The sequence below is a fragment of the Mesorhizobium sp. B4-1-4 genome, from assembly GCF_006439395.2.
GTDB lineage: Bacteria > Pseudomonadota > Alphaproteobacteria > Rhizobiales > Rhizobiaceae > Mesorhizobium.
This window is the reverse complement of the sequence record NZ_CP083950.1, coordinates 62,049-74,776: the sequence shown is the minus strand read 5'-3', so window position 1 is coordinate 74,776 and position 12,728 is coordinate 62,049. Positions and strand designations below refer to the sequence as shown.

Here is a 12,728-nt window from a genome sequence, read left to right as displayed (position 1 = left end):
ACCTCAGTACGATTTCGGGAGGCCCAGCACCTTCTCCGCTATGAAGCAGAGGGCAAGCTGTGGCGAAACGGGTGCAATTCTCGGGATAAGGCTTTCTCGGAGGTAACGCTCGACGTGGTATTCCTTCGCATAGCCAAAACCGCCATGGGTCATGACGGCTGTCTGACATGCCTGGAAACCCGCCTCGCCAGCCAGGTACTTCGCAATATTGGCAGATGCTCCGCAGGGAAGTCCGTTATCATATTCCCAAGCGGCCTTGACGGTCGCCAACCACGCTGCTTCGAGGTTTGCATGGCAAACCGCAAGCGGATGCTGAATCGCTTGGTTCTTCCCGATGGGCCTGTTGAAAACGACACGCTCCCGAGCATATTCGGTCGCCTTCCGGAGTGCTGCGAAGCCTAGTCCGACGGCTTCTGCCGCGATCAGCACGCGCTCCGGGTTCATTCCATGAAGGATGTATTCGAAGCCCTTTCCTTCGTCCCCGATACGGTCTGACTCGGGTATCTCGAAATCTTCGAAGAAGAGCTCGTTGGAATCTACGGCCTTCCGGCCCATCTTTTCGATTTCTGCCACCCGGATGCGATCGCGATCGAAACGCGTGTAGAAGAGCGAAAGCCCGTCTGTCGGCTTTTTCACCTGATCCAGTGGCGTAGTGCGGGCCAGCAGCAGGATATTGTCCGCGACTTGAGCGGTCGAAATCCAGACTTTTTGTCCGTTGACGACGTAACGGTCGCCGCGCTTGTCGGCACGAAGCTTCAACTGGGTCGTATTCAGCCCGGTGTTCGGCTCCGTAACGGCGAAGCAGGCTTTCTCGCGGCCCTCAGCGATGGGCCGGATCATCCGTTGTTTCTGCTCCTCTGAGCCGAATACCGCGACGGGGTTGAGTCCAAAGATGTTGATATGGACCGTGGACGCGCCGGATAGTCCTGCTCCGGATTCGGAGATGGTCCGCATCATTATCGCCGCCTCTGTTATGCCGAGGCCCGACCCTCCGTAGGTTTGATTGGTGCAGATGCCCAACCAGCCTTCCTGAGCCATTGCGTCATAGAAGTCCGACGGAAACCCGCCATGGCGGTCACGTTCCAGCCAGTAAGCATCGTCAAAACGGCGGCACAGCTTCGCGACGGCTTCTAAGACTGACTGTTGGTCTTCGCTAACCCTAAAGTCCATAAATACTCACCCCTCGGCGGCCACTCGAAGCGCGCCGGACGCCCTCATGTTATTGATCTCTTCCGGATTGAATCCGGCTTCGGTAAGGATCTCGACGCCATGCTCGCCGAGACGGGGAGCCAGTCTGGTGATTTCGGTGGTGCTCCTGGAAAAGCGGGCAGGAACCGCCATGCTGAGAAGTTTTCCTTCGCTTGGGTGCTCCACTGCCCGGAAAAAACCGGTTGCGCTAAGGTGCTCGTCCTCGAGTATCGATTCGAAAGAGTGCATCGGCATGGCTGGGACATCCGCTTCCTGGAAGAGGCGAAGCCACTCTGACGTCGTCCTGGTCAGCATGATGCGTCCCAATTCGGCGTAGACTTTGTCGATGTTCGCCATACGTGCACTGAACGTGGCGAACTTTGGATCGTTCACCGGGATGTCTTCTCTCCCGATCGCCTTGAAGAAGCGGTTCCAATGCCCGTCATTATAGACGAGAGCGCAGATGTAGCCGTCGCTTGTCTGATAGGGTCGACGATCAGGCGAGAGGTGTCGGGAGTATCCGCCCTTGTCTAGAGGCGGATCGAACGTCAGCCCGCCTAGATGGTCACCCATCATCAAGGCCACGGTGGTCTCGAACATCGGGATTTCGATTTTCTGGCCGAGGCCGGACGAATGGCGTTCGACGATAGCAGCTAGGATAGCATTGACCGATGCGATTCCTACAAACCTGTCTGCGATGGCTGACGGGACATACGCTGGACGTATCCCAGCCCTTAGAAACCCGAACGCTATGCCAGCTCCGCCTTGAATAAGGTCGTCGTAAGCCGGACGGTCAGCGTAGGGACCTTCCAAATCGAAACCCACGAGCGCAGCGTAGATGACCCTCGGGTTCACCCGCTGGAACTCTGCGTAGGAAAGCCCGAGCCGAGCCATCGCGCGTGGCCGGACGTTAGTTACCACTACATCTGCCGACTCCGCGAGCTTGAGGAGCGCATCACGACCCTCTGGGGTCTTGAGGTCGATGCAAATGCTGCGTTTCGATCTGTTCGTGTTGAGAAATAGAGGACCCATTCCCGGGTTTCTGGCCGGACCGATCTGACGGATTACGTCTCCCTCCAGAGACTCGACCTTGAGCACTTCGGCACCAAAGTCACCGAGTGTTTGGGTCGCGAACGGCCCCATTAGTACCGACGTGAGATCGATGACGCGAATTCCGTTCAGAGGTCCCATAATTCCGTCTTAATTTGTTTTCATATATGGACGTTTAATCTATTTATGGGAACAACATAGCGGCTAACTGCCGTTTGTCAAATAGGACTTTGCGCAAAATGATCGCTATGCCATGGCAGATCGCGGCAGGATGTGAGGAGATCGGGGGACCAGATGACCATCAAGCAGATCGAAAACTCTCTGGCGCTTCTCGAATATTTCGCGGAGCGCAAGCGGCCAGCTCCCTTGGCGAACGTGGTTGATCATTTCGGATGGCCGCGATCGAGCGCGTTCCACATTCTTACCACTTTAGCGAAGGCAGGTTATCTCTACGAACCGCGGTCAGACAGGGCTTCTACCCGACTCCTAAATGGCATCAGCTTGCCACTTCCATTTTGGAAGCTGAACCGCTTCCTGGCTGGATGTCCCGGGCGGTGAAGCTGCTTGCCGCAAACACTGGCGAAACGGTTTGGATCTCGGCTGCCAGCGGACAATACGCAATAGTTCTCGACGTCATGGAATCAGAAGCGCCCGTTCGGTATGCCGCGCCGGCCGGAAAACGGGTCCTGACTGCTTCCGGTCAGGCCTTGCTTTCTCAGTTCAGCCTCAAGGATCGGGATATCCTCCTCCGGAAAGCAACGTTCGATGAGCGCGGTCCTCGTGCGGCGCGGACAGTCGAAGAAGTCGTCCAGCAGATCGATGCTGGGCTGGAGCGGGGATGGTTTTGGTCCGCTTCTTGCCATACTCCTGACTTGGGTGGCGTGGCCATCCCCATGATAGCAAATGAACGTGTCGACGCGCTGACGGTCGCAGGCCCCCTGTACAGGGTCGAAGTGCTGTTCGAATCCTTCGCCGCTGCGATTTACGATGTCCTTGTTAGGGAGCATGACTGCGAGCAGAACAAGGTTTCCTGGCCGCGGGCATTCCCGCTTCTGGAAGCATTTCAGCGCCCCGCAACGTAATTCGGATCATATGCCGGCTACGTTGAAATAGTTTTAAGTATCGAAACACCTCATACCGAGCCTGAGATCAGGGCTGTCGCGTATGGCAAGTCCGTCAAGACGCCGGCTGATTGAGCCACGTCAGAGTACGGCTCAATTCTTCAGCCGCCCGCGGCTTCCTTTAACCGCGCCAGATGAGCACGGCAGATTTCTTCGACAAGTTCATGGAGCTCGGCGGTACGCTCGCCGAGCCAGACAAGGGCTTCCTCGCTGATTTCATAATGCTTTGAATACCGTGCTTTGACATAGGCCTCATTCAGCGTGTTGAACCAGGCACGGTAGCGCTGTTGGTCGCGTGGCCAGGCTTCGGCAAGCCGCCGGTCTTGCTCCTCTGCCAAGGCACGCAGGAAGGACAGCTTGTGCGAGGGCGGGCTGTAGTTTGTCAGCACCAACAGAAGTGCTGCGTAGTTATTCTCAATCGCCTGATGCAGCTGGAAGGATGCGTTTTTCAGGCGTCCTTTCTCCAACGCAAAACGAAAGGCGTCAAAGAAATCCCGTGCGCCAGGTATGCGATCGTCGAAATACTCTACGGCAAACTTATAAGCTGCCGCGGGCGTTATCGCCTTCGGCTCAGCCAATGGCTCGTCATCGAGCTCGTAAAGCACGATGCCATCGCGGCGGATGTCGGTGAAGAAATACTGCCCCTCGCGCAGTGCCGTGTTTACCTCGCGCCGTGAATGCACGATGAAGTTTGTCGGCGTGTTCACACCCCGGTCGCGATCAAGACGATCCTTTGCCTTGTACCAATAGTCGAAATCGGCAAGCTTGCGATTATTCACCACGATCAGCAGGTCGTAGTCCGACCGATAACCCTTCATCGTATGCGGCTCGTCGACCCAGTCGCCGCGGGCGTAGGAGCCGAACAGGATCGTCTTGAGGATACGACCCTTCTTCTTGAATTCGGTCGAACCGTCTGCCAGCGCATCGTCGAACTCCTCATGGAGGATATCCATGATGCGGCGCAGCTCGCGCTGCTTCTTCTCCGGCAAATGTTCGATGCTGGTCTTCATCATCGACGCTGAAATCCTCAGATTGACTGTCATCGAGGGATGGCGTCCACGATCCCTTTCCCCGCAGTGCTAGCGGAAGGTCGCAGGCTTCGGCAATGGGTACTTTCACCACCGACGTTGCCCGATTTGCGCAGTGCTTTACAGCCCTTGCCCGCTGAAACACACAGCTCAGAACCGCGCCGCCAGTTATCTCCCCATGGGCTTGCCCCCGCAGGGAGTTTGTTTCGCGAGCATATAGGATTATACGGCAACCTGGAATTGCCAAACGGTGGAACCGGCCGCTAGCATTGGCATGTGGAACTCATTTGGCATAGGGCGATCGGAAGATGTTCCGAAAGGAACGCGACCGGAAACCGACACAGGTGTTGAGGCAGGGCGCTTATGAAGCCACTGGTCCTGATCTGCTCGAAGGAGGCCGACTTCTATCTGGTCTTCGGTCACATCCTGGAGGAGGCCGGCTTCGCAAGCGAGCTGGCCGGCTGCGTCGACGAAGCGGTCCAACTGGCGAGCGAACGGGGGCCGCACGCCGTCGTCCTCGACTGCCAGCCAGCGGACGCCGCCTGGGACGCGGTCTGCGGCCGACTCAAGGGCGATCCGCGGAGTCGCGCCCTGCCCGTCATCGCCTTGATAGCGCCCGGCGCCGAGAACCAGCACCTCGGGCTGCTGAAGGCCGGGATCGACGAAATCTTCGTGCGGCCCTTTGCGCCGGCCAAGCTGCTTACCTATCTGCGGGCCAAGTTGTCGCGAGCACCGACGGGTTCTGATGGCGAGGATGACCCGTCGCTGATCTGCGGCGATCTTAAAATCCGTCTCGCCAGCCATAAGGTGCGTTGGAGCGGACAGCAGCTGCATCTGGGCCCGATCGAGTTCAATCTGTTGCGCTATCTGGTCGAGAACCGCGGCAAGGTATGCAGCCGCGACGAACTCATCCGAGCGGCCTGGTCCGACAACCACCATGTCGACACACGCACCGTCGACGTCCATGTCAGCCGCCTTAGAAAGACGATGAAGACGGTCTCTCCCCGCAACGTCATCCGCACCATACGCTCAGCGGGCTACGCCCTCGATGAGCATGATCAATGAGCGGCAGCGGCAGCAGCAAGGCATAACGGCCGAGGCGTTGACAGCACCGGCCCTTCGGCGCCGGACGGCGCCATTTCGGAGTGAACCGCTATCGAGAGCATTTCACGCTGCATTGCTGCCGGACCGGGTGCGGGCGGATCAACCCGTGATGGGATCACCTCTGTGGAACGATAGGCATCGGTGGTCCAGGTTTGCGGACAGGTTCGGTCGGCCGTTCGATCAGGATGCTCGTTTTCGGTGGGTTCGCGTCTGCAGGCATTAACTGCAGGAGTTCTTCATCCAACTGCTTGTCGGCGGCCGTCCGGCGATGATTGAGGCGAAGGTAGTCCGTCCAGGTCGGCGTGCGGTATATCTCTATCCATCGAGACGGTTGCTGAACATCGCAGTTCAGCGACCAGTGGCGCGCGCCAACCCGGCTTTGCGCGTGTCTGCGCTCGCGCATGATGTCCAGAAAGCGTTCGGCGTTCTGGCGTGAAATCGTATATTCGGTCGTCACCACGATGGGGCCGCTTCTCGGCTTAAGATCCAGCGCGACCGCTGGCGGCGCGAAGTTTCCCGCAGGTTCCAGTTCCGATTCCAGTCGGTCGCAGATCGGCAGCTTCAGCCCGACGGCGGCGACAACCAATGTGGTGACTGCCGATGCGATGAGTGCGGACGTGAGCGAATAATTCTCGGTAACCGTTCCCCAAAGCCAGCTGCCGCCGGCAAGACCGCCATAGGTGAATGCACTGTAGATGGAGATCGTGCGCCCCACGATCCATCGTGGGCTTGCCAGCTGTACATTGATGCCGAGCCCGGACCAGGCCGTCACCCAGCCGGCCCCCCCGAAAGCAAGCGCGACCGTTGCAATGGCAAGCGCGGACGTCAGGGCCAGAGAGAATTCGCATGACGCGCACGCCAGGCAGGCGAGAATGAACAACCGCTCTTGCGCAAGCGTCCGCCTCAGCGATGTGTTGGTGATCCCGGCGAGAAGGGCGCCTCCGCCGAAGCCCGCCATCAGGATACCGTAGTCGATGGGGCCCCCCTTCAGGTGATCGCGCGCAACAAGAGGCAGGAGCGCCAGCATCGACGTGCTTGCAAGCCCAAACAGCGTCCCGCGTGCAATTGTTGCCTTGATTTGAGAGGATATGGCAGTAAAGCGCAGGCCGTCATGGATCGCTGTCATCAACCTCTCGCGGGGCAGCGGAGAGGATGGCACTTTCCATTTGTTACGCCACAGCGCAGTTAGCGGAGCGACAAAGCCGAGGGTGGTCAGAGCAAAGGTGACCACCGGTCCGAAGGCTGCGACGATGATCCCGCCAAGCGCCGGGCCGACGCTCCGGACTGTGTTGAAACTGACAGCACTCAGCGTGATCGCTGACGGTAGGTAGCGACGTTCCAGAATATCGCCGATAGATGCCCGCCAGGCCGGATCGCTGAGAGCAATGCCGCAGCCGTCGAGAAAACTGAACGCAAGGATGGTCCAGGGATCGGCTACGCCGAGCACCATGAGGATCGTCAGCATCGCCGAAGCCGTCATCATGAGGCCGCGACCGACGATCATGACCGTGCGCCGGCTGAAATTGTCGGCGATCGCCCCGACGAAGATCGCAAGGAGAAATGACGGTAAGGTGGAGGAGGCCTGGACGAGCGCGACCATCACGTCAGAGGTGGAGATCGTCGCCATCAGCCAGCTGAGTGCGACCGTCTGCATCAGCCAGCCTAGGCTCGATACTTGCGACGCGAGCCAAATCGAGCGGAAGGTCGGGTTCTTCAGCGGCGCCAGCAATGACGTCGCCGCGCTTTCCTCGTTCGGCGGCATTTCGGCTCACTCGTTCAGGCTGGTCGCGTCAATGGCTGTCGCATGGGCGGATTCGGTCCAGAGAATATGGCGCGCCGGCTCGACTGGCGCCTTCGACTCTGTGCGGAACCGGCTCATTCGGGCATTCTGCCATGTGTCTGGTGCCCAGCAAGATCATCTCGTCATACGGCATGTTGTGAATGGTCCCTAGTTAGCGTGTCGGAACAGGTGGTGCCCGCCGACAGTCGTAGAAACCGCGTCCGACCTTACGGCCGAGCCAGCCCGCCTCGGGGTTTGCGGACGTCATAAAGCATGAGATCGTAGCTGACGAGCGCCGCCACATAGGCAATATCGCTTCCCATCTGGCCCGATCCGATGACACCGACTTTGGTAAATGGCGGCCGTCATGTCGCAATCCTTCCCCGGTTCAGAAACGTTGCTTCTGTCATCAAAGTGCTCGTTGCGGCATAGATCGGCCCCTTCCTCGGTCTTCACGATTTCAGGCCCCTGCCCCTTATGGAACTTTCTCCATAGGTGAGGATCGGCTGCCGCCGAAACGAGTTCGACGGCAGCCACGGCGCCTTGGGAGGCCGAACAAGCAATCTACATTTCCGTCATCGTCTTACCGCGTGAAGCCATGTCTCGTTCCAGCTAGATCCCGATCGCCTCATAAGCGTCGGCGACTTGCCGAATAGAGGCGACATAGGCGGCAGTCCTATAATCTCCCAGTTCAGGCTGGTCTTCGAGGAGGTTTGATATGCGACTCCAGGTGCTGCGCATGACATCTTCAAGACCCGAGCGGACAAGATCGAGCTCGCCGCCGCCTTCAAGAAACTCCCCGCGCATGTCCGCCGGAAACTCCTGACCGGTCATTCTTTCGAGCGCCGTGGCTATTGCAAGATTACGCCGCTCGCGTCGGCGCCGTTCCATCAGACCGAAGGGAATATGCGTGAGATTCTTGACCCACTCGAAGTAGCTGACAACAACGCCGCCGGCATTGACGTAAAGGTCTGGAAGGATTGTTATTCCCCGGCAGCGAAGGGCCTTATCCGCTTCAAATGTAATTGGTCCGTTTGCCGCCTCCACGACGAGGTGCGCCTTTATGCCCCCCGCATTGCCGGAATTGATGGCGTTTTCCATGGCCGCGGGAATGAGAACATCGCACGACTGCTCGATGCCCGTCATGTCGGCCGCAAAAGATTGGGCGCCGGGAAAGCCGAGAACGCTGCCGGTCTTGAGTTGGTGTTGCTTCAACGCCTGGATTGAAAGACCCGCGGGATTTGCCACATATCCATCGCGCTCCGTGACGATAATTACACGACCGCCGTCTTCTTCCGACAGAAACTTCGCCGCATGGTAACCGACATTTCCGAAGCCCTGAACGATCACCGACGCATCCCGAAGATCTCGTCGACCGTTCAGGCCGCGCGTGCGTGCATCGCGGAGATAGCTTTGGATGGCGAACTGAACGCCCCTGCCCGTGGCCTCCGTTCGTCCGGCAATCCCCCCTTTGGACAGCGGCTTTCCCGTAACACAGGCCCGCGCATTGATGACGTCCGTCGGATTGGCGCGACGGAACTCGTCCATCATCCACGCCATCTCCCGTTCACCCGTACCGATGTCCGGTGCAGGAACGTTGACTCCCGGGCCGATTAAACCCCGTTTGTTGAGCTCCTGTGTAAAGCGACGGGTGATGCGCTCAAGTTCCTGCGGTGTCCATTCCCGCGGATCGATCTTGAGCGCTCCTTTCGAACCGCCAAACGGCACGTCCACAAGTGAGCATTTGAGCGTCATCAATGCCGCAAGTGCTTCCACTTCCTCGGCCTCGGCGTTGGCAGCATAGCGAATGCCGCCTTTCACCGGTTCGCAATGTTCACTGTGAACGGATCTCCACCCAATAAAGCTGTGCATACGCCCCCTCAGCCTCACGCCAAATCGGACCGTGTAAGTCGAGTTGCATTGGATGATGCGCTCCGCCAGGCCCTCCGGCAGATCGAGGAATGACATGGCATGACGAAAGTTTTGATCGACGCTCTCAAGAAAGCTGGCGGAACCGACGTGCACCCTTGTCTCCATCGCTCAACACTGCTCCATTCGAAATACGCCACCGCACAGTTCAGACATTCGCAATCAGATTGACGGTTTGGGTGAATTTCGTTCAGCCTTTATCCCTATTGATGCAAACGACCTTGGGCTGGGTCATTTCCTCATAGGCAAACCGGACCCCTTCCCTTCCCATGCTGCCGTATTTGAAGCCGCCGAAGGGCATGGCATCGAAGCGGTAATCGGACGAGTCATTGATCATTACTCCGCCGGCTTCGATCCTGCCTGCGGCCTCAAGGGCGACAAAGAGATTATTGGTGAAGATGGCAGCATGCAGGCTGTATTCCGGATCGTTAGCCATGTTGATTGCTTCGTCGAGCGAACTAAACGGAGCGAGCATAACGACTGGCGCAAACACCTCCTCGTGCCAAAGCCCGCAGGTCGGTGGCGTCGCTTCGAGCACAGTGGGATAATAGAGAGCCCCCTCGCGTCGATGTCCGCATAGCAATCTCGCTCCAACGTCGAGCGCAGCATTGACCGCTGCCTCAGCGCGTTCCGCCGCCTGCTTCGAGATCATCGGGCCGACGTCGGTGTCTTGCTGAGACGGCTCACCGGCCTTCAGCTTCTTCGTTGCCGCGACAAAAGCGTCGCGGAACCGCTCATAAAGTCCGGCTTGAACCAAAATACGCTGTGCTCCGATGCAGTTCTGGCCCGCCGCCCAGAACGCACCGGAGACGCAAGCCTCGACCGCTTTGTCGAAATCGCAATCATCCATCACGATGACGGGCGCGTTGCCGCCGAGCTCCATCGCCAGTTTCTTCAGCCCTGCCGTGCGGCTGATGGCCTCCCCTGTGGCAAAGCCTCCAGTGAACGACACCATCCGCACCTCGCGTGCGGAGACCAGGGCCTTACCGAGATCCGGCCCGCCGATCGCAACTGTGATGACCTCTTGCGGTAATCCTGCCTCGATCAGCGCACCGACTAGGTTGATCGCCGAAAGAGGAGTCAGTTCGGAAGGCTTTAGAAGCACCGAATTGCCCCCCGCAATGGCGGGTCCGAGTTTGTGAGCCACGAGGTTCAGCGGGTCGTTATAAGGGGTAATGGCTGTGATGATGCCAAGCGGTTCGCGTGTAAACCAGCCTTGGCGATTTTCCGATCCTGCATAGGCATCGAATGGCACGATCTCTCCGGCGTTTCGCTTTGCTTCTTCGGCGGAGAGCCTCAGCGTGTTGACGCAGCGAAACACTTCCTTTCGGGCCTGCACTATTGTCTTTCCGGCTTCGAGTACGATCGTTCTCGCGAACGCATCCCTCCGGCTTTCAACGATCCGGGCTGCCGTTTCGAGGATGCTCGCGCGCCGATGCCGTGGGAGGTCGCGAGAAAGCTCGGCACCTTGACGGGCGCGTGCAACAAGTTCGTTGATCTTGCTTGCATCGGTCACGTCGACCGAGCCGATGAGAGACCCATCATATGGATTGTCCACTGAGATTGTGTCCACCCCTATTGCGACGCGAAGTTTGGTAGCGCTCATTCGGCTTCCTGTTGGAGGTTTCGCACCGCGCCCATTGCTGCGGAGACAGAGTTGTCATTGACAGCGCAGCTCGTTTCTCTGCACTGTAGTCCGATTGCTTGTTGCATCCCGCTCAGGTGCCGGTTGTCTTTCGCATGACAGGACTTCTCCGGCTGCCGATGTTGACTCAGACCTTCTGCCCCTCGCGGACGAGTTCGTCCATGACGCAGCGAACCGCGCTTTCAGCGATGGAAACGATCTCATCGACTTCGGCCCTGGTGGTAACGAGCGGCGGAGCGAAGCCAAGAATATCACCATGCGGCATGGCGCGGGCAATCAGGCCACGATCACGGGCCGCCTTGGAGACACGAGCACCGACCTTCAGAGAAGGATCAAATCGCTTCTTCTTATCCCGGTCGGCGACGAACTCGATTGCACCCATCAAACCCACGCCGCGCACTTCGCCAACGATCGGCAGTTGCGCAAACTTCTCCTTGAGTTGGGTCTGGAAGTAAGCACCGACCTCGCGCGCGTTCCCTGGTAGGTTTTCCTTTTCGACAATATCGAGCACAGCATTTGCAGCAGCTGCACCAATCGGATGTCCGGAATAGGTATAGCCGTGCGAGAACGCACCGACCTTGTCGGCCCCGTCCTCAAGCACCTTGTAAACCTTCTCGCCCACGAGTGCTCCAGAAAGCGGGAAATACGCGGAGGTCAGGCCTTTGGCCACTGTGATCAGATCGGGTTCGATGCCATAATGCTCCGATCCGAACATCGAGCCGGTGCGGCCGAAGCCGGTGATCACTTCATCGGCGATGAGCAGAACGTCATGCTTCCGCAGAACGGCCTGGATCGCCTTCCAGTAACCTTCCGGCGGAGGCGTGATGCCGCCGGTGCCGAGAACCGGTTCGGCGATGAAGGCGCCGACATTGTCGGGACCGAGACGTTCGATCAGCGCATCGAGTTCGGCAGCACGGCGCGAGGAGAATTCGCGTTCGGTCTCGCCCGGACTGGCGCCCCAGTAGTGGTGTGGCACGCCGGTGTGAACGACATGCGGCAGCGGGAGGTCCATATGGTCGTGATAGAAGCTCATGCCGGTCATTGAACCGGAGATCACGCTGCAGCCATGATAACCGCGCTCACGCGAGATGATCTTCTTCTTCGCCGGCTTGCCCCGGAGATTGTTGTAGTACCAGACGAGCTTGGCCTGCGTTTCGTTAGCGTCGGAACCGGACATACCATAGAACACCTTGCTCATCTTGCCGGGCGCCATCTTAACGAGCCGGTCCGACAGGATCGCGAGCTCGTCGGTCGTGTGGGCAGCATAGGAATGATAGTAGGCGAGACGATAAGCTTGGCGTGAGATCGCTTCGGCAACTTCGGTTCGGCCGTAGCCAACGTTGACACAGTAGAGCCCGGCGAAGCCATCAATCAACTGATTGCCGTAGGCGTCCTGAATCCGTATTCCCTTGCCGGTCTCGACGATCGTCGGCTCGCCAAGCTTTCCGGTCGCAAAATCTTTTAGTTGCGTAAAGGGATGCAGGACGGAGTTCCTGTCCTTTGTGCTGATTTTTTCAATATCGATTGTAGACATTTTGCTTCCTTTTCCCATCGACTAACTGAAAAAATACGCCCGGGCCAATTTCCGGTTTGGATCCTTTGACAGTCGTGCCGATCGCGAGTTTTTTGGACTGAGTGTCAGTCGAGATTTCGATCACGCGGTTCGGCCCGCGCTGGTGACTGCAGAGTGGTGAATAGACCAGTGCGGTTGAGCTTTTTAGTGCCAAGGCGGCATTCCCCTTGTACTAAGGCAACCGATTTGTGTTTGAGGCAGCATTGTAGGAGGGCTCGGCCGCCAGAAATATGCTGATTTTGGTACTTGAGCGCCTTTTTTCCGCTTTGTTGGGGCGAAAGTCGGTGAATGCATGCGACCACTCGAATCC

Annotated in this window: 10 protein-coding genes and 1 pseudogene; 3 read left to right on the top strand and 8 right to left on the bottom strand. The window is 58.3% G+C overall.

Features of this window, described 5'->3' with window-relative positions; all coding sequences use genetic code 11:
- Positions 1-3: 3 nt before the first annotated feature.
- Positions 4-1,170, bottom strand: a complete 1,167-nt coding sequence (locus FJW03_RS00340) for an acyl-CoA dehydrogenase family protein (RefSeq protein ID WP_140767238.1) — start codon at positions 1,168-1,170, stop codon at positions 4-6.
- 6 nt (positions 1,171-1,176) lie between these two features.
- A complete protein-coding gene (locus FJW03_RS00335; protein WP_140767237.1) occupies positions 1,177-2,379 on the bottom strand; it encodes a CaiB/BaiF CoA transferase family protein in 1,203 nt (400 codons plus the stop codon).
- A 153-nt stretch (positions 2,380-2,532) separates the two neighbouring features.
- On the opposite strand from FJW03_RS00335, the pseudogene FJW03_RS30270 reads away from it, so the two are divergent.
- Positions 2,533-2,631: pseudogene (locus tag FJW03_RS30270) on the top strand (IclR family transcriptional regulator); the annotation flags it as partial.
- The gene (locus FJW03_RS00325) at positions 2,631-3,320 is read left to right on the top strand and encodes an IclR family transcriptional regulator (RefSeq protein ID WP_226890746.1); all 690 of its coding nucleotides are present in this window, start codon (positions 2,631-2,633) and stop codon (positions 3,318-3,320) included. The pseudogene FJW03_RS30270 and the gene FJW03_RS00325, both read left to right, overlap by 1 nt.
- A 140-nt stretch (positions 3,321-3,460) precedes the next feature.
- On the opposite strand, the gene FJW03_RS00320 is transcribed toward FJW03_RS00325, so the two are convergent.
- On the bottom strand, positions 3,461-4,369 hold the full coding sequence (locus FJW03_RS00320) for a nucleotidyltransferase and HEPN domain-containing protein (protein ID WP_226890729.1): 909 nt from the start codon (positions 4,367-4,369) through the stop codon (positions 3,461-3,463).
- Between the two features lie 381 nt (positions 4,370-4,750).
- Between FJW03_RS00320 and FJW03_RS00315 the strand changes: the two genes are divergently transcribed.
- A complete protein-coding gene (locus tag FJW03_RS00315) occupies positions 4,751-5,452 on the top strand; it encodes a response regulator transcription factor (protein ID WP_140767232.1) in 702 nt (233 codons plus the stop codon).
- Positions 5,453-5,606: 154 nt separating this feature from the next.
- Here the strand turns inward: FJW03_RS00315 and FJW03_RS00310 are convergent, their stop codons facing one another.
- From FJW03_RS00310 to FJW03_RS00290, 5 genes are all read right to left on the bottom strand, one after another.
- Positions 5,607-7,253: an MFS transporter gene (locus FJW03_RS00310; RefSeq protein WP_140767231.1), complete on the bottom strand. Its 1,647-nt coding sequence runs from the start codon at positions 7,251-7,253 to the stop codon at positions 5,607-5,609.
- 245 nt (positions 7,254-7,498) lie between these two features.
- Positions 7,499-7,609 (bottom strand): hypothetical protein, encoded by a 111-nt coding sequence (locus tag FJW03_RS00305; RefSeq protein WP_226890728.1) that lies wholly within the window; start codon positions 7,607-7,609, stop codon positions 7,499-7,501.
- 274 nt (positions 7,610-7,883) lie between these two features.
- The gene (locus FJW03_RS00300; RefSeq protein WP_140767234.1) at positions 7,884-9,239 is read right to left on the bottom strand and encodes a Glu/Leu/Phe/Val family dehydrogenase; all 1,356 of its coding nucleotides are present in this window, start codon (positions 9,237-9,239) and stop codon (positions 7,884-7,886) included.
- A 151-nt stretch (positions 9,240-9,390) separates the two neighbouring features.
- Complete coding sequence (locus FJW03_RS00295) at positions 9,391-10,806, bottom strand: aldehyde dehydrogenase family protein (protein ID WP_140767229.1); 1,416 nt, start codon at positions 10,804-10,806, stop codon at positions 9,391-9,393.
- A 166-nt stretch (positions 10,807-10,972) separates the two neighbouring features.
- Positions 10,973-12,397, bottom strand: a complete 1,425-nt coding sequence (locus tag FJW03_RS00290; protein WP_226890533.1) for an aspartate aminotransferase family protein — start codon at positions 12,395-12,397, stop codon at positions 10,973-10,975.
- Positions 12,398-12,728: the final 331 nt, after the last annotated feature.